At 61.4% G+C, this 17,633-nt stretch carries 17 protein-coding genes; all 17 read right to left on the reverse strand.

Annotated features, from left to right (window positions below):
• Position 1: 1 nt before the first annotated feature.
• Positions 2 to 709, reverse strand: coding sequence for an ABC transporter ATP-binding protein (locus C4N04_RS08340; protein ID WP_106795797.1), 708 nt, complete (start codon positions 707 to 709; stop codon positions 2 to 4).
• Positions 702 to 2,459, reverse strand: a complete 1,758-nt coding sequence (locus C4N04_RS08345; protein WP_245345093.1) for an ATP-binding cassette domain-containing protein — start codon at positions 2,457 to 2,459, stop codon at positions 702 to 704. Before C4N04_RS08345 ends, C4N04_RS08340 begins: the two co-directional genes overlap by 8 nt.
• The gene (locus tag C4N04_RS08350) at positions 2,452 to 3,285 is read right to left on the reverse strand and encodes a branched-chain amino acid ABC transporter permease (RefSeq protein ID WP_077989620.1); all 834 of its coding nucleotides are present in this window, start codon (positions 3,283 to 3,285) and stop codon (positions 2,452 to 2,454) included. Before C4N04_RS08350 ends, C4N04_RS08345 begins: the two co-directional genes overlap by 8 nt.
• 50 nt (positions 3,286 to 3,335) lie before the next feature.
• Entirely contained in the window at positions 3,336 to 4,484 is a 1,149-nt protein-coding gene (locus C4N04_RS08355) for a substrate-binding protein (RefSeq protein WP_106795798.1), read from the reverse strand.
• Positions 4,485 to 4,514: 30 nt separating this feature from the next.
• The gene (locus C4N04_RS08360; protein WP_106795799.1) at positions 4,515 to 5,360 is read right to left on the reverse strand and encodes a nitrilase family protein; all 846 of its coding nucleotides are present in this window, start codon (positions 5,358 to 5,360) and stop codon (positions 4,515 to 4,517) included.
• A 188-nt stretch (positions 5,361 to 5,548) separates the two neighbouring features.
• Positions 5,549 to 6,172, reverse strand: coding sequence for an ANTAR domain-containing protein (locus C4N04_RS08365; RefSeq protein ID WP_077989617.1), 624 nt, complete (start codon positions 6,170 to 6,172; stop codon positions 5,549 to 5,551).
• A 1-nt stretch (position 6,173) separates the two neighbouring features.
• The gene (locus tag C4N04_RS08370) at positions 6,174 to 7,307 is read right to left on the reverse strand and encodes a transporter substrate-binding domain-containing protein (RefSeq protein ID WP_077989770.1); all 1,134 of its coding nucleotides are present in this window, start codon (positions 7,305 to 7,307) and stop codon (positions 6,174 to 6,176) included.
• 259 nt (positions 7,308 to 7,566) lie between these two features.
• Complete coding sequence (locus tag C4N04_RS08375) at positions 7,567 to 8,460, reverse strand: amidohydrolase (RefSeq protein WP_106795800.1); 894 nt, start codon at positions 8,458 to 8,460, stop codon at positions 7,567 to 7,569.
• Between the two features lie 65 nt (positions 8,461 to 8,525).
• A complete protein-coding gene (locus C4N04_RS08380) occupies positions 8,526 to 9,503 on the reverse strand; it encodes a substrate-binding domain-containing protein (protein ID WP_106795871.1) in 978 nt (325 codons plus the stop codon).
• Between the two features lie 43 nt (positions 9,504 to 9,546).
• On the reverse strand, positions 9,547 to 10,557 hold the full coding sequence (locus C4N04_RS08385; protein WP_106795801.1) for an ABC transporter permease: 1,011 nt from the start codon (positions 10,555 to 10,557) through the stop codon (positions 9,547 to 9,549).
• Positions 10,554 to 12,056, reverse strand: coding sequence for a sugar ABC transporter ATP-binding protein (locus C4N04_RS08390; RefSeq protein ID WP_106795802.1), 1,503 nt, complete (start codon positions 12,054 to 12,056; stop codon positions 10,554 to 10,556). The genes C4N04_RS08385 and C4N04_RS08390 overlap by 4 nt, the downstream gene beginning before the upstream one ends.
• A 10-nt stretch (positions 12,057 to 12,066) precedes the next feature.
• The gene (locus tag C4N04_RS08395) at positions 12,067 to 13,326 is read right to left on the reverse strand and encodes a TRAP transporter large permease subunit (protein WP_106795803.1); all 1,260 of its coding nucleotides are present in this window, start codon (positions 13,324 to 13,326) and stop codon (positions 12,067 to 12,069) included.
• Positions 13,323 to 13,853 (reverse strand): TRAP transporter small permease subunit, encoded by a 531-nt coding sequence (locus tag C4N04_RS08400; RefSeq protein ID WP_096763566.1) that lies wholly within the window; start codon positions 13,851 to 13,853, stop codon positions 13,323 to 13,325. The genes C4N04_RS08395 and C4N04_RS08400 overlap by 4 nt, the downstream gene beginning before the upstream one ends.
• 26 nt (positions 13,854 to 13,879) lie before the next feature.
• The gene (locus tag C4N04_RS08405; RefSeq protein ID WP_106795804.1) at positions 13,880 to 14,887 is read right to left on the reverse strand and encodes a TRAP transporter substrate-binding protein; all 1,008 of its coding nucleotides are present in this window, start codon (positions 14,885 to 14,887) and stop codon (positions 13,880 to 13,882) included.
• A gap of 59 nt (positions 14,888 to 14,946) precedes the next feature.
• Positions 14,947 to 15,984 (reverse strand): transketolase family protein, encoded by a 1,038-nt coding sequence (locus tag C4N04_RS08410; protein ID WP_096763568.1) that lies wholly within the window; start codon positions 15,982 to 15,984, stop codon positions 14,947 to 14,949.
• Positions 15,981 to 16,820, reverse strand: a complete 840-nt coding sequence (locus C4N04_RS08415) for a transketolase (protein WP_106795805.1) — start codon at positions 16,818 to 16,820, stop codon at positions 15,981 to 15,983. Before C4N04_RS08415 ends, C4N04_RS08410 begins: the two co-directional genes overlap by 4 nt.
• Before the next feature lie 23 nt (positions 16,821 to 16,843).
• The gene (locus C4N04_RS08420; protein WP_106795806.1) at positions 16,844 to 17,605 is read right to left on the reverse strand and encodes a glucose 1-dehydrogenase; all 762 of its coding nucleotides are present in this window, start codon (positions 17,603 to 17,605) and stop codon (positions 16,844 to 16,846) included.
• Positions 17,606 to 17,633: the final 28 nt, after the last annotated feature.

A 17,633-nucleotide genomic window follows, 5' to 3' on the forward strand; every position in this document is an offset into this window, starting at 1 on the left:
CCTAAATCTTCAGATGCTGCAGCACACGAGCGCGGCTCTCTGGACGATTGAGGTTTTCGTCTTCGATTGCCCCGAGTTTGAGAATCGCCCAGCGGTCCGCCACCGAAAGGGCGAAATCCAGGTTCTGTTCGACCAGCAGGATGGTCGTGCCGCGTTTCTCGCGGTCGTCCCTCAACGCCTTGGCGATGTTCTGGACGACGGAGGGCTGCAGGCCTTCGGAGATTTCGTCGATCAGCAGCAGCTTTGGCTGCAGCATCAGCGCCCGGGCGAGGATCAGCATCTTCTGCTCCCCGCCCGAAAGCGTGCCGGCCTTCTGCGCCAGCCGGTCCTTCAGGAACGGGAAATAGCCGTAGACCCGCTCCAGGGCGGGTGCCAGATCCCGATCGCCTTTAAGCGCCAGGCGCAGATTGTCGCGGATCGAAAGATCCTGGAACAGCGGCAGTTCCTGAGGGGCATAGCCAATGCCGGAAGCGATCAGCTCGGCGGGCTTTCTGTCGGTGATAGGGACACCATCGACCTCGATCTTGCCTTTGGCGACACGCAAGAAGCCGAGGATCGTCTTCAGCAGCGTGGTTTTGCCCATGCCGTTTTTGCCCATGAGGGTGAAGATCTCGCCGGGCAGGATGGCGAGCGACACGCCGTTGACGACATCGACCGCGCCATATCCGCTCGATACGCCGCTGAGCTTGAGTTTGAACGCCTCAGCCATGAGCGCCTCCTGCGTAGATGGTGCGAACCGTTTCGGAATTGACCACGTCATTCACCGTGCCATCGAGAACGAGCTTGCCCTGGTGGAGGACCACGATGCGGCTTGATATTTCGCGCACGAAATCCAGATCGTGTTCGACCAGGATGGCGGCGAAACCCATCTGGTCCGTCAGCTTCTTGAGAATGGTGCCGATGGTCATGCGCTCGGTCTTGGTAAGACCTGCGGTCGGCTCGTCGAGAAGAATGATGCGTGGCTCCAGAGCGACGACCATCGCCAGTTCGAGAGCCTGCCTTTGACCATGCGACAGCAGCGAGACCGGCTTTTCCAGCATATCGGCCATGCCGGTCAGCGTCAGGATTTCGGCCGCCGCTGCCGGCAGCATGATCTCGGCAGCCGATCGCATCGGGTTGGGTGTCTCGCGGCTGAGACGCGCCATCTTCAGGCATTCGCCGACGGTCATGCTGTCGAAGATGCTGGCGACCTGGAATTTGCGGCCGACGCCGAGCGCGACGATCCGTTCGGGTGCACGACCGGCGATATTCGTGCCGATGATATCCACTTGACCTTCGATCTGCTCGGTACCGTCCGACAGACAACGCATCAGCGTGGTCTTGCCGGCGCCGTTCGGGCCGACCAGGCTGACCAGTTCTCCAGCGCCGATCTCAAGGTCGATGCCCTTGAGGACGGAGAGGCTGCCATAGGACTTGCCGAGACCGCGGATCGACAGAAGGCTTTTGCCTGCCGAGGCAGCCTCCTTGTTGACGATGCGGGTGGGTAAGGACGTCAGCGTGTTGCTGGAGTTTGCGGACTGCAGGAAACGTCTCACAAGCGAGGCTAGGCCGCCCGGCAAAAGGATGATCATGATGACGAAGAGCGCCCCGACGATCAGTTGCCAGAGGAAGGGCAGATCGCCCGAAAGACTGGCGCTCAGATAATCGATGCCGATTGCACCGAACAAGGGTCCGATAATCGTTCCCCGGCCACCGAGCGCCGTCCAGACGACGAGTTCGGTTCCGAAAACGAAACCGGTATTCTCTGGCGCGACGACACCGGATGCGTTGGCATAGAGGAAGCCCGCCAAGCCGCATACGCCGGCGAGAACGCCGGTCAGGACTATTTTCAACCGGGCCGGGTTCATGCCGAGATAGGCGACGCGGGCTTCGTTGTCGCGGATGGCGATGAGCAGACGGCCGGCGTCCGAGCGGACAAATACGATGGCAAGAGCGGCCAGCACCAGCAGGCAGGCGCCCGACAGGCGGAAATAGCCGGGAAGCCCGAGCGGGAGGGTTTCGTAACCGACAAGGCCGCTCGACGAACCGGTCCAGGTGCCGCCGGAAAAGACGAGTTGGGTGACGACGATCGGCACCACGAGCGAGACCACGGTGGCATAGAGCGGTGTCGATCCGTGATAGAACGACAGCCAGCCGACGGCGAGGCCAAGCAGGAGCGGAACGAAGATGGCGGCGGCAAGAGCGACGATGAAAAGCCCTGGGCTTGCGCCGATATGCGTGAGAACCATGGCCGTGGCATAGGCGCCGACGCCGAAAAATGCCGCCTGCCCGAAGGTGAGAACGCCCGTATAGCCCCAGAGCAAGTCGACGGTGATCGCCAGCATGGCGTAGATCATCGAACGCGTCAGTACGTTGAGGCTGAAGCGGCCGAGAAACATCGGTCCGAAGACGATCAGCAGGAGAGCTGCGAGCGCCAACGCCAGAAGCAGGACAAGCCGGAGTTTCGATCGATTAGGCACGGGCAAATCCTTTCGGACGTATGCGCAGTGTGACGGCGCAGAGGACGGCCACGGTGATGCCGCCGAGAATTGGACTGAGATAGATGCTGACGAGCACCTGAGCGGCCCCGAAGATGAGGCAGGCGGCGGCAAGCGCGGCAAAGGAAGAGCCTGCGACCATCACCAGCATGAAGGCGCCGGTCAGCCAGGCGACGCCCATATTGGGATCGACGCTGGTCAGCGGCGCGAGCAGCACGCCGGCAAGGGCCGCAAGGCCAGTGCCGATCATGAAGGTCGCGAGCCGCACTTTTTCGGTATCGATACCGAGTCCGCGCGCCAGCGTTTCGTTCATGATGACTGCCCGGGCTGAAAGACCAAGCCTTGTGCCATCGAGCAGCAAGGTGAAGCCGAGACCCAGGGCGAGCGCCGCGACGATGGCGAAAAGACGATAGGACGAGTAGCCGGTGCCGAGGAGATCGAAGGTGCCGGGCAAGAGCGCCGGCGTGAACTGCACGTCACGGCCAAACCAGAGCGTGATCAGCTGGCCGATGACGATGCCAAGGCCCCAGGTTGCAAGAATGGCATCGAGCGGGCGGCGATAGAGCGGCCGTACGATGAACCGTTCGGCAACACCGCCGAGGATCGCTCCGACCAGGAAGGCGAAGGGAATGGCAAGCCAAGGATTGAGGCCGAACCCGCTGACCACGACAGCGCAGTAAGCCCCGATCGTCAGCCATGCGCCATGCGCGAAATTGATGATCTTCAGCACGCCGAAGATCGCGAGCAGCCCGGCGGCAACGATGAAGAGAATGGCCGCAGTGCTGACGATATCGAGAAAGAGCGTCATTTCTAGAACTCCGATGCTGGAGGCGGGGCGCCTGCCCCGCCACGCTGGTTTCAGAGATTCGGGCACTGATCGCCGGGATCGACGTCCTTGAAGCTATCGACGACCGCTACGCTGCCGTCGTCCTTCACCTGCCCAAGATACATAGTCAGCGGCGCATGGTGCTGCTTGTTCATCGAGATCTTGCCGCGCGGACCGGTGAAGGAGACGTCGGGAAGGGCTTTGAGCACGTCCGCCGTATCGGTGCTGCCGGCCTTCTCGACGGCTGCCTTGTAAAGGTAGATCGCCTCATATTGCGGCACGGAAAGGTCGTTCGGCGTGCGCAGTTCCTTGCCGAACTTCTTTTCCATGGCCGAGAGAAAGGCCTTGTTCTCGGGGCTATCGATGCCGGTGACGTAGGATGCGGAGAGAAAGATGTCCTTGGCATCCGCGCCCATGCTCTTGGCGGTGCCTTCGTCGACCGCGAGATTGCCGTAAGGCAGGGTGACGCCAGATGAGCGCAGCTGCTTGGTCAAGGTCACGTTCGGTGCGCCGCCGGCCGTTGAGGTGATGATGGCATCGGCGCCGGAGGAGCGGACCTTGGAAATGATGGCCGTCCAGTCGCTGCCGTCCATCGGCAGATATTCTTCGCCGACGACCGCTCCGCCGGCTTTTTCGATATAGGCCTTGGCGAAGGTCAGCATGCCGCGCCCGAAGGCATAATCCGATCCGATCAGGAAGAACTTCTTTGCACCCTGTTTGCCGATGAAATTGTCGACGACAGGCGGCACCTGCTGTTCTGGAACCCAGGCATCGACGAAAAGATTGGCGTTGCAGGATTTGCCTTCGTAGAACGACGTGTAGATGTATGGCACGTCACCTTTGGAAACGATCGGCAGTCCGGCATTGCGCGCAGCGCTCGTCTCCATGGAGATGATGACGTTGACCTCCTTCTGGAAAACCAGGGAATCGAAGGCCTTTTGCGCGCCGGCAGCACCTGATGCGTCGTCGGCGATCTCGAGTTCCAATGGCCGACCGAGAACGCCGCCTTTGGCATTGATTTCTTCGACGGCGAGTTCCGCAGCCTGGACGACGGACGGCGCAACCACGCTGTTTGCGCCCGATAGCCCGACCGGCACGCCGATCTTGATCGGATCCTCGGCGAAAGCTGCCGTGGCGAATGCCGCCGATGCCAGTGTCAGGATGATGGTTTTCATTTGCATTTTTGTTCCCCTTTCTTGAGTGGGTCGATGTTACCCGTAGACATCGGCTCGGCGGTCGCCGAGCAGATGATTGAAGCTGTTGAGCGTGCGGGTCTCCGTCACGCGCGACAGATCGATTTGCGCAAGGAGGATTTCCTCGCGATCGGCGCTGGCCGGACCGGATATCGGCCAGCCTTGCGGGCCGACGATAAGGCTGCGGCCAATGAAGGACTGGCCGCGCTCGACGCCGATCCGGTCGGCGCAGGCGATGTAAAGACCATTGGTATGGGCGGCCGCCTTGTGCAGGATATTCGCCATCGGTTCGGCCGCACTTTCCGCACTCGCCATCGGCACCCAGTTGGTGGGCACGCAGACCAGTTCCGCGCCGGCCAGCGCCAACTCGCGAAATGTTTCCGGAAACCAGCCATCGTAGCAGATGGCGATGCCGATGCGGCCGAAGGGCAGGTCGAATACCGGCAGCCCAAGATCACCTTTTTCGAAGAGACGGTTTTCGTTGTTCCACAGATGGAGCTTGCGGTATTTGCCGATATATCCCTCGGGACCGCAGAGGAGAGCGCTGTTATAAAACCGGTCGCCATCCTGCTCGGCAATGCCGCTGACGAGGTAAAGGCCAAGCTCCTCGGCAAGGCGGCGGAGCGTCTCGGCACTCGGGCCGCCGGGCACCGGGCCGGCCAATGCGGCAACCTCTTCGCTGTCACGGAAGCTGTAGCCGCTATCGGCGAGTTCCGGCAGAACGACGATCTCCGCGCCCTTGGCCTTCGCCGCTCTCGCCAACCGCTCTATGGCCGCAAGATTATGGCCGCGATCACCGACGATCGGTTCGAACTGGACGGTTGCGACGGTTACCGTCCGCGCGGTTGAGGTCTTGACGCTCAATCTAGTCTCCAAACGCAAAAAACCTCTGGCACGGAATTCAATCCGTGGACCAGAGGCTACATAGCCATGATGTGAATGCGGCAGCCCTGCCGCTGAGGAAACCCGCTCGTTATCTTTAGGCTTGCACGAAAGAATGTAACCGTCAAGCCGCTTTAGCAGGCATTTTCGAAGCGTTCAAATGCTGCTACTTAAGGCTGATTTTTTGCACCGATGGAAAGTCCGAGGCTTTTCATCGTGTCTTGCGCGGCAATGATGGATTCGGCGATCGTCGCCATCGGAACGCGCTTCGACGTCGCCTGATCGCGCAAGAGCTTGTAGGCCGCCTCCTCGTCGAGACCGTTCATGGCCCGCAGCGCTGAAACCGCTTTTTCCACAAGCCGACGGCTTTTCAACGTTTCCTCAAGTTTTTGCACCTTGCCGGCGAGGCGTTTTTCGTAGCTTTGGCGATAGCGTGCAAGCGCAAATTGCGTCAGGATGCCGAGTGGCCGCAGCGGTTTGCTGATCACGCCGTGAGCGTTGAGATCGATGATGGCCTGGAGGGCGGTCGGGCTCTCATATGTCACGATGGCGATGATTGCCGTCTGCTGGAGGTCGATGATCTCAAGCGCGTGCTCGACATGCACATCCTCGATATGCAGGAAGACGGTGTCTATGTCGGGAGGCAAGGATGGCGGAAGCGGCCAGGTCGCCCGGACCTCGCAGCCAAGGCGCTTGAGGTGAGCGATCAGCACGTTGCCGTCCTCGTCGCGCGGATGGACGACCAGAACGCGTGCGCGCCGCAGATCCTGAACGATCCTGCTCGGTCCTGCCATCTCAGGCCTCCAACCAAACGTCTTCGAACCGCGACGCCGTCAGATACGGATCCGGCCGGACGGGGCCGGGCGCCTGCCAGGCAATGTCGAAAAGCCCGTCGGCCCGCGCCACGCCGATGCGGGGATGCAGCCAGAGATGACGGGTATCGGTGTCGAAGTTGATCCGGCCCTCTGGAGCAAGAAAGTCTTCCAGGAGAATTTCTTCGGAAATCCGATGGGTATCGAGCGAGCCGGCCCGGGCAAGCGCACGGGCGAAGAGGTGAACTTGAGCATAGGCCGGCTGCGACCAGACGCTCGTGGTGAACTCCTGGCCGAAACGGGCTTTGAATGCGCTTACGAAGCGCTCATTCGCCTCGTTCTCGACCGTCTGGAAATACGTCGCCGAAAGAATATGACCGGTGCAAGCGTCGGCGCCGATCTCACGAATCTCGCTCTCGGCCATGGTCAGGCTGGCGATCGGAACCTTCTTGCGATCGATTCCGGCTTCGGCATACATGCGGTAAAAGCGCTGCGCAGGCCTGCCGACGATCGTCGAGAAAATGGCGTCGGGCTGAAGACGGACGATATCGGAAATAACCGAACGCAAGGTTTGTTCGTCGGCATGAAGAGGAAGGTATCGCTCGCTGACGACTTCGCCGCCCTTTGCTTCTACCACATCGCGCATCACCCGATTGGATTCGCGCGGATAAATATAATCCGCGCCGACGAAGAGGATCCGGCGTCCATGGTGGCGGAGAAGGTATTCTGCGAGCGCGAAAGTATTCTGATTGAGGGTGGCGCCGGTATACACCACATTCTCCGAATATTCGAAACCTTCATACATCGACGGATAAAACAGCAGTCCATTGTGCCGCTCGACGATCGGCAGCACGGCCTTCCGGCTGGCCGACATCGAGCCACCGAAAATGATGTTGACGTCATCGTCCGCCAGCAGGCGCCGTGCCAGATTGCGATAAGCGGTTTGGTCCCCGCCTGGATCATAGGCGATCGGGACAATGGGCTTGCCAAGCACGCCCCCGGCCGCATTGACTTCCTCGATCGCAAGCGCAGTGCCAAGAAAGTGCTCGGTTTCCGTGACTTCGCTAATTCCGCTTCTGGAAAACAGCACTCCCACCCGCCATTCGGAGCTTGTCATCTTTGCCTTTTCCGACATGTTGGAGGTTCGAAAGCGGTGAATGCCTCAGTTCCACGCCTTCGACTTCCATACCCTTAGTGCTTTTTAATGGGATGCTGCAAGCGGGTACCACGCAGGTTGCTGTTCCAATGGACGGAGACGGGACGACATCGGAATCCGGCCCGGAAATCGCGGTACAAATTTTGCTGAGTGCAACCCAACGAATGTCGGAAACCATCGACCCCTATCTATGGCCGGTCCCCATTCTCATACACCTGCATCAAATCCGATATAGGCGAGCGGCGTTATGATGAAAAAGGGCAAGCTGCTCGTCGCCGGTATAGTTCGCCGTGATCACCTTGAAAGCGTCCATGATCTTGTCGTAGCTGCCGAACAGCTTGTCGACCGGGAAGTTCGAAGCGAACATGCACCTCTCGACACCGAACGTTGCAAGCGCCTCCTCCACATAGGGTCTGATGCTTTCGACCGTCCAGGTCCAGTCGCCCATTCCGAGGCCTGAGATTTTGCAGGCCACATTGGGTGCCTGCGCAAGCATGCGCATCCCACTTCGCCACCCCTCGAAATGGCTTGGGCCGTCAACCTGCATGCCTGTGTGGTTCAGGATGATCTGCACGTCGGGAAAGGCGCGGGCGAGATCGAGAAATTCTTCCATCTGCCAGTAGTAGAGCTGGAGGTCGAAACTGAGATCCCGTCGGGCAAGTTCCTTGAAACCCCTGCGCCATTCCGGCGTGCCGCTAACGCCAGGTTCGGTCAGGTAGGTCTTGGCGGGATCCTGGTGATAGTTCATCGACTGCCGGATGCCGCGGAAGTTTGCGTAAGTCATGTGCTCGTCAAGGAGGTCGCCGACGTCGGGTCTGCGGAAATCGGCATATCCGACGATGCCGTGAGGAAAACCGTGCTTGTCGGCCACGCCCTGCAGCCACCGCGTCTCGCCGGCCGGATCCTTCGGATCGTATCCGACGTCGAGGTGGACTGCCTTCACGAGGTTCTGATTCCTGGCGTCCGCCAGGAAGTCGTCGATGAGGTAAGTCTTGTTGATGGCGGTATAGTCGCCGAAGGCAGACGGTTTCACGCCGTCCGACAGCCAGGGATAGTAGTTGTTGTCGAGATCCCACAGATGAAAATGCGGATCGATGATCGGGAGGTCTTTCATGCCTGCTGCCCTTCAAGAGATCGCTGAAAAGGACGCCGGCCAGAACAGCCGGCGTCCGCATCACCTTAGTTGGCGGGCGGGAACACCCGTGCGATGACGGCCTTCGCTTCCGGCGAGTCAACCTTATCGGCCGTCACCAGCGGCATGACGAGAGCGAGGTCTTTCTTGACCGGCGCACCCGAGATTGCGTTGAACACCTGCTGCGTCCCGTCGATTCCTTGTCCGACCGCCTCCTGGAAGAAGATGCCCTGGATGGCGTTCGACTTCAGCAACGAGATCGTCGTCGGGCTACCGTCTGCAACCGCAATGCCGACCTTGCCGGTAAGGCCGCGGGTCTGCAGCACTTTCGCGGCACCTGTGCCGGCCTCATCATACATGCCGTAAATGGCCTTGATGTCAGGATGGGCGGTGAGCATGTCATTGGCCTGCGTGACCGCCTCGTTGACGGTAAGGCCCCTGGTCTCCAGCATCTGCGCCAGATCGCAGCCGCTCGCCTTGAACGCCTCTTCTGCACCCTTCAGATATTTCTGGGCGTTCTCGCGGTCCTGCGGCAATGAGAGCATGCCGACCTGGTTGCCGCCGCGGTCCTTGGCAAGCTTGCAGACGAATTCGCCCTGCGCCTTGCCGGTCTCGTAGTTGTTAGCGGTCACCGACGACGTATAGTCGGTTTGGCCGGGCTGCGGGCCGATGCCGGCGAAGGCGATCGGGATGTTCTGCGATTTCAGATATGCGAGAAGCGGCGGCGTGCTCGTCGAGCTCACGGGGCCGATCACGATCGCGTCGACGCCCTTGGTCACGGCAGTGCGGGCATTGTCCATCTGCTTGGCCGGCGAATTTTCCGACGTGTACTCGACATAGTCCATGCCGAGTTCCTTGGCCTTCTCCTTCACGCCGTAGCCGACCCACTGCCAGTAGGAGATGTCAAGCGACGGCGCGAGGTACGCCACTGTCTTCTTTTCCTCAGCATGGGCGGCAGCCGAAAGTGAAAGGGCCACCATTGCAACGCCGGCAAACAACCTCACTGCGTGTTTCGTGCTTTTCATTTTCATTCCTCCTCCAAAAACCGGCTCTCGGGCCGGGTTGTTGTCAAACGGCCCCCCGCCGCGACTTGCTGAAGCGGTCGATGAGGACCGCGATGAGAATGGCGACGCCGGTGACCGACCCCTGCCAAAAGCTGTTGATGCCGATAAGATTGACGCCATTCTGGATGACGGTAATCATCAGGGCTCCGAGCACCGCGCCGACAGCGGTGCCCGTGCCGCCGAGCAGGCTTGCTCCGCCGATCACGACCGCCGCGATGGCCTGGAGCATCAGGCTCGACCCAGCCGTGGATTCCGCGTTCAGAATGTAGGAGATCGTCAGGAGGCCGGAGAACGATGCCAGCAGCGACGACGCGACATAGGCCATGAATTTTGTGCGCTTGACCGGGATGCCAAGCAGATAGGCAGCCGTCGAACTGCTGCCCACAGCATAGAACCAGCGGCCCGCCACCATCTTCTTCAGGAAGAGCTCGATCGCGATCAAGAGGATTACGCAGAAGAGGATGTAATTCGGAACGCCTGGTATCAGGCTGCCGCTGTTGAGGAGCCAGAAGTCCGGATCGCCAATCGGCATCGAGCGCCCGTTGGTAACGATGAAAGCGAGCGAGCCGGCAACGGCAAAGGTGATGAGGGTTACGACGAACGGCGCCAGACCGGCGATCGTGACGAGGAAGCCGTTGATCGATCCGAAAACAAGTCCGACGCCGAGACCGATCAGGCTTGCCGAGATGCCGCCAAACCCGTTTGCCATCGCCTGCGCGGTCACCATGCCGGTCAAGGAGAAGACCGAGCCGACGGATAGGTCGATACCGCCGGTGATGACGACAAGCAGGACGCCCAGCGACATGATGATAAGAGGTGCACCGGCCTGGGTGATATTGGCGAAGTTGCCCCAGGTGAGCGCCTGCGGAACCTGCGAGCCGACTGCAAGGGCCAGCAGCACGATGGCCAGAGCGATCGCGATCTCGGTCCTGTAGGCGCTAAAGAGGCTTTCCCTCTGCCTGATTTGTGTTGTCGACGCCTCAGTCGGCGCGATATGTGCCCGGGTCCCAGTCATGCGGCCATTCCAGTCAAGGTGACAAGTTTCTCTTCACTGAAGTCGTCGCGATCCATCACGCCGGCACACCGTCCCTCGGTGTCGAAGGCGATGACGCGGTCGCAGACTTCCAGCAGTTCGACATTTTCGGTGGACCACCAGATGATCACTGTCCCGGACGCGGCCATCTGTCTGATGAGTTGATAGATCTCACGCTTGGTTCCGATATCGACGCCTCTGGTCGGTTCCTCGAGGACCAACAGCCGGGAGGGCAAGCCCAGCCAGCGGGCAAGCAGCAGCTTTTGCTGCGTGCCACCGCTCAGAGTGCTCGGCAGATCCCAGACGGAAGCCGCCTTCACCCTCAAGGCCTTCAGCAGATCGAGGCATTCGCCCCCTTCAGAGCCGCCGGCGAGGAGCGCGCCTCTGGTCACACGGCGGGACGCCATCACGTTATCGATGATCGGAAGACTGTGGAGGACTCCCTTGTGTGCCCGATCGCCGGTCACATATCCCGCTCCCAGGCGGGCGGCTTTGCGCGGCGATCGGAGCTGGTCCGGCCATCCCGCACGCGCAACTGTCCATCGCTTCTTCCGGGCGGCGCCTGTCAGCGCTTCGATCAGTGCCGCCGGTCCAGCCGGTGCGCCGGCCACGCCGAGGACGGTGCCCGGCAGCAGTTCCAGCCTGAAACCTGCCTCCTCGATGGTAATAGTGTCCGTCGAAGCGAAGGCGCCCGACCCGTATTCGGCCCGCGGTGCCCGTTCCGGTGCATGAGAGGCTGCCACCTGCCCCATCTTTTCGATGATGCCGGCGTCTGTCAGCTCTGCCATCGGCTGACGATCGGCTACCGTCCGGCCGTCGCGGATGATCGTGCAGACATTGGCGATCTGCCTGATCTCCTTCATCCGGTGCGAGACGAACACGACCGACAGACCGGTATCCCGGGTGAGCCGCCTCAGGACCGCAAACAGCCTCTCCGTCTCAAGAGCTGTGAGATTGGCAGTCGGCTCGTCGAGGAGGATTAATTCCGCACCCGAAGACAGAGCCCGGGCAATTTCGACCATCTGACCTTCGTGGAGGCTCAGGCTGCCCACCAGCCGGTATAGAGACTTGCCGGCGAAATCCTGGTCGATCATCCTCAGCGCATCGTAGGCCTGTCCCGCTGCGGCCGCACGCCGAAACAAGCCCGCACCTCTCCTTTGATGCGGCAGGGCAATGTTTTCGGCGACGGTCAAATGCGGCAGGAGCGCAAGTTCCTGGTGCACGACCGCGACCTTCGCCCTGCCTTCGGCCTCGCTCCGTTCGCTGCCCTCGCTGTCGAAGAAGCGGATCTCTCCATCGTTGCGCGCGGCCGCGCCCGTGATGATCTTGATCATCGTCGACTTGCCGGCCCCGTTGCCGCCAAGCAACGCATGAACCTCCCCTCGCGCAACGGAGAAGTCGACGCCTTTGAGGACCGGGGTCGCACCGTAGGACTTTGTAAGTCCTCGGACGGTGATGACGTTCTTGGACGTTTCGCTCATCGGACGCTCCTCAGTAGATCGTCAGCGCGGGCACGAAGCTGACCGCCAGGAGGAGGAGCATGGCCATGCCGAAAAACGGCCAGAGCTCGTTGGTCGTGGTGCCAAGCGGCGCCTTTGCGATCGACGACGAGATGAACAGGGTCGTGCCGATCGGCGGCGTGTAGAGCCCGATCCCGAGGTTGATCACCATCATCAGGCCAAGCTGGACCCGGTCGAGACCGATGGAATCGGCCAGAGGAACGAAGATCGGTCCGAGCAGGAGGATTGCCGGCGGCATGTCGAGCGGCATGCCGACTACCAGCATGATCAGGTTCATCATGAGAATGATGACGATCGGGCTGGAAATGTGCGTCGAGACCCATTCGGCCATGTGCTGCGGAGCCTGATCGAATGTCAGCACCCAGCCGACCGCCGCGCTGCCCATGATCACGAGCATGACGACGCCCGTCGCGACGCCCGCCTCCACCATGTTTTCGCAGAAGCGTTTCCAGGTCAGGTCACGGTAGAAGAGGATGCTGAGCAGCAGCGAGTAAACGACCGACAGCACCGAGACCTCTGTCGGCGTCGCCAGGCCGGAACGCAGACAGACGATGATCAGGATCGGCAGCAGGATTGCCGGGAAACTTTGCACTGCCAGCCGCGCCAGCTCGCGCTTGTGGACCTTCACGGCCTCAATGGCATACCCTCGCCTTACTGACACGTACCAGCAGACGAACACGAAGCTCGCCGCCATGATCAGCCCCGGAACAATGCCGGAGATGAACAGGTCGCCAACGCTGACGCCGCTGATCAAAGCGTAGAGGATCATCGGGATCGAAGGCGGGATGAGGACGTCGATGACAGCGGAGGTCGCGTTGTTGGCGGCGCAGAGCGCCGGCGGGTACCCATGCTTCTTCTGCCAGGGGATGAGGACGGAGCCGAGCGCACTCGCATTCGCCACGGCCGAACCGGATACACCGCCGAACACGACCGAGGATACGACCGTGGTCGAAAGCGGTCCGCCCCGCCACCGCTGCATCGCGCGAGAGGCGAGTTCCAGCAGCTGACGCCCCAGTTCACCGCCAAGCATCAGCGTGCCGGCAAGCATGAAGAACGGGAGCGCCAGCATCGGGAAAGACTGGGTCTGGTCGTAGACCTGCTGGGCGACGACAGAGAGCGGAACGTAACCGTTGAACAGGACTCCAATTCCCGCTGCAATGATCAGCCCATAGCCGACGGGGACGGCGAGGACCATGAGGATGCAGAAGGAAATAATCATGACGAGTGTCATAGCGCGATCTCCTCGGGCTTGATCTCGAGGCGGTGATCCCAGCCCAAGCGAAGAACGCGGACGGTCGCGGCGATGGTGACGATGGACACCAGCACCGCGCCGATCGACAGCGAGTAATAGCCGATGCTGTTCGGAAGCTGCAGAACGGGGCTGTGTTCTGCCCCGGCGATCTCGGCCACCACGGTCGCCTGATATGCCAGCACCAGAAATGCGGCGACGCTGATCGCGTTCGCCACGATCAGCGCCGTCGTTCGAGCAATGCCGTCGAGCTTTTCGTAGAGCCATTCGACGGCCATATGCCCGCCCGCATGGGCCGCAATGATGATCCCCCCGATGATGAACCATGGAAACATCAGCATCGGCAGCTCCTGGGCGAACGACAGTCCCCCGCTCGCCGAAACGTATCGAGCCACGACGTTGGCCGTGGTGACCACCGTCAGCGCGATGCCGCTGACGATGATGACCAAACGGGCGAATAAGACGATGATACCGGCGACCAGATCGACGGCTGAATAAAACCTGCTCATGGGGCCTCCGGATCGTGAGAGGAGCCTCAGCCCCTCGCAGCCGCTTCCACCTGGGTGACAAAATCGCCGAAAGGCTTCTTCTTCCAGGTGTCCGCGACGGACGCGGTTGCCTTGACGAAAGCGTCGTGGTCGACGTCCACCACCTCGACGGCGGAGTTCTTCTTGAAGTTATCGAGCACTTCAGCGGCCTTCTCGCTCGAGAGCTTCCGCTGCAGAGCACCCGCCTCCTTTGCCGCGGCCTTGACCGCCTCTAAATCAGACCCCAAGCGGGCCTCAGCGATCTTCGACATCAGGAACGGTGTGGATTCCCATTTGTGGGCGGTCAGGCTGATGTATTTGTTGACCTCGTGAAGTTTCGAGCTTTCGATATTGGCGAGCGGATTCTCCTGCCCGTCGACAACGCCCTGCTGCAGGGCGATGTAGAGCTCGCTGAAGGCGATTTGTTCAGTGCCTGCTCCCAATGCCTGGAAGATATCGATGGTCATCGGATCGGCCGGCGTCCTGATTTTCATGCCCGCCAGCTCAGCAGGCGAAGTCACCTTCCGCTTCGAGTTCGTCAGGTGCCGGATGCCGTTGTCCCACCAGTCGAGCGGTACGACTCCGACCGCTTCGAAGCGGCGGTTGAGCTCGGCCCCCACCGGACCGTTCAGGACAGCCACGGCCTTGTCCGTGTTTTCGAACAGGAACGGCAGGCCGAGCGCGCTGAGTTCCGGTACGATCGCCGAAGTTGCGCCCTGGCTGTTGGCGGTGAAATCCAGCGCGCCTGTCCTGAGACTGGTGAGCATCGCGGAGTCGCTGCCAAGCGTCTCGGCGCCTGCGACATTGATCTGGATACGACCTTCGGTCTTCTCTTTGACGAGTTCCGCGAACTTATCCGCGGCCACGGTTCTGGGATTGCCGGGAGCGGCGCCATGGCCGAGCGTCAGGGTCGTGGCGGCAGCGCTGGCGGATCGGCTTGAAAGCACGATTGCCGGGGCTGCAAGCGCAGCAGTGGCGGTCGCCAGGAAAAATCTTCTGTTCATCTGCAAGCTCATTTCATCCTCCATCACAAGCTTGTTTAAACGGCCGGCGTCTCCTCAACCGGCCGACGTCGTCAGGTCGAGAGCCAGGCCTTGACCGCCTCCGTCACCTTGAGGGTCGACAGGCCGTATTGGTCATGGAGCGTCGGCAAGGCGCCCGCCTCCAGGAACTGGTCGGGCAAGCCGATCTGGCGGAAGGCCGGCGGTGCGACGCCGGAACGCAACAGCGTTCCGGCGACTGCCTCTCCAAGGCCGCCAATGACCGTGTGGTTCTCCGCCACGACCACCAGCCTTCCGCCTTTGCGGCACTCGGCGACGATCGTCGCCTCGTCGAGCGGCTTTATGGTCGGGACGTGCAGGACGGCAGCGTCGACGCCGTCGTATCGAAGCTGTGCGGCAGCCTCGAGCGCGCGCATCGTCATCAGGCCCGACGAGATGATGAGCGTGTCCTTGCCATCCCGAAGGAGCTTGGCCTTGCCGAGTTCGAACTTGTAGCCGTATTCGTCCAGGACCAGTGGAACGTTGCCGCGCAGCAGGCGCATGTAGACCGGCCCCTTATGAGCGGCGATCGCCGGAACCGCCTGCTCAATCTCGCTGGCGTCGCACGGATCGACGATCGTCAGGTTCGGCATGCCGCGGAACATTGCGAGATCCTCAGTCGCCTGGTGGCTCGGCCCATATCCCGTCGTCAGGCCCGGAAGGGCGCAGACGATCTTCACATCAAGCATCTCCTCGGCAATCGCCAGGCAAATGAAGTCGTAGGCCCGCCGGGACGCGAAGACGGCGTATGTCGTCACCCAAGGCTGAAAGCCTTCGCGCGCCATGCCCGCCGCCGACATCATCAGCAGCTGTTCCGCCATGCCCATTTGGTAGAAGCGGTCGGGATGGGCAGCGCGGAACACATGAAGGTCGGTGTATTTCGCAAGGTCGGCGGACATGCCGACAACACGCTCGTCCTTCCGCGCCAGGGCGGCAAGCGCGTTGCCGAAGGGTGCCGGTCTCGTCGGCTGATCGGGACCGGCTATCGATGCGATCATCGCCGAAGTCGTGAGCCGGGGCTTGTCGATGCCGCTTTCAAGATGCGCAGGCCGGATGTACTTCGAACGCCTCATGCTTCCGCTCCCGCATCGATGATTCTGAGGGCCTCGGCCCATTCGTGGGGTTCCACGCGCAGGAAGTGGTTTCGATCGCGTGCCTCCAGGAAGGGCACTCCCTTCGCCATTTTCGTGTCGCAGATGATGATGCGAGGCTTCGCCTCGGCGTGGTGACGAGCTGCGTCGAACGCCTTTACGAGCGCATCGAGATCGTTGCCGTTGACCCGCTGGACGAACCAGCCGAAGGCCTCGAATTTGGGGCCGAGCGGTTCGAAATTGAGGACGCCGATCGAGGGCCCGTCGGCCTGCATCTGATTGACGTCGACGATGCCGATCAGATTGTCGAGCTTGTAGGAGCCAGCCGACATCGCGGCCTCCCAAGTGGAACCCTCGTCAAGTTCGCCGTCGGAAAACAGATTATAAACAAAGGAAGAGGACTTCTTCCGCTTCAGCGCCAAGGCCATGCCGACCGCGATCCCAAGTCCGTGTCCGAGCGATCCGCCGGTGATTTCCATGCCAGGCGTGTAGGCGGCCATGCCGGACATCGGCAGCCGGCTGTCATCCGTGCCGTAGGTTTCCAACTCGTCCTCGGGAATGATCTTGGCTTCGATCAGAGCTGCGTAAAGCGCGATCGCATAGTGGCCGATCGACAACAGGAACCTGTCGCGGCCTTCCCATTCCGGATCTTCCGCCCGGTAGTTCGTGGCGTGGAAGTAGGATACGGCAAGGACGTCGGCGACGCCGAGCGCCTGGGCGATGTAACCCTGCCCCTGCACTTCCCCCATGCGCAGTGCGTGACGGCGGATGCGCCGGGCGCGCTCTGTCAGGCTGATATTGTGGCCGATCTGGCTCATGTCGGTGTCTCTCCAGATGGACCTCAGTGGATCAGCATGCCGCCGTTGACGTCGATGACCGCGCCGGTTACGTAGGCCGACAGATCCGAGGCGAGGAACAGGTAGATATTCGCGACGTCGGCGGCGTCTCCGAGCCGGCTCAGTGGGATGCCCTTGATGATGTCGGCGCGCATCTCATCGGTGAGCTTGCCACCGGTGATATCTGTCTGGATGAGGCCAGGCGTGACGGAGTTGACGCGAATGCCGGCTGGACCGAATTCGCGAGCCATCGCTTTGGCGAGGCCGAGCACACCTGCCTTGGCTGCGGAGTAATGTGGCCCGCCGAAGATGCCGCCGCCACGCTGTGCCGAGACAGAGGACATGCAGGCAATCGATCCGCCACCATCGTCGCGCATGTAGGGGATGAAGGCTTGGCTTAGGAAGAGTACGCCGGTCATGTTGACCGCCACGATCCGCTGCCAGTCGGCTTCGGTGATATCGAGCGTGCCGACCGGCTGAGTGATGCCGGCATTGTTGATGAGCGCATTTACCGAACCGAACGAAGCGATCACCTTGGATGCGGCATCGGCGCAGGACGCCTTGTCGGCGACGTCGCAGCGCAGGCCGACATGGTTGCCGGACTTGACGCTCGGCAGCGCCGCGGCGGCGTCCTCAGCGGCGTCGGCATCGATATCGAGGACGGCGACGCGGGCGCCATGCTCGGCGAAAAGCTGCGCCGTTGCACGGCCGATGCCGCGCCTGCTCGCCGCGCCCGAAATGACCGCGGTCTTCCCATTCAGTAGCATGTGATCTCCTCCCGATGCGTCCCGAGCA

The organism is Rhizobium sp. H4 (genome assembly GCF_003013335.1).
Taxonomy (GTDB): Bacteria; Pseudomonadota; Alphaproteobacteria; order Rhizobiales; family Rhizobiaceae; genus Rhizobium; species Rhizobium sophoriradicis.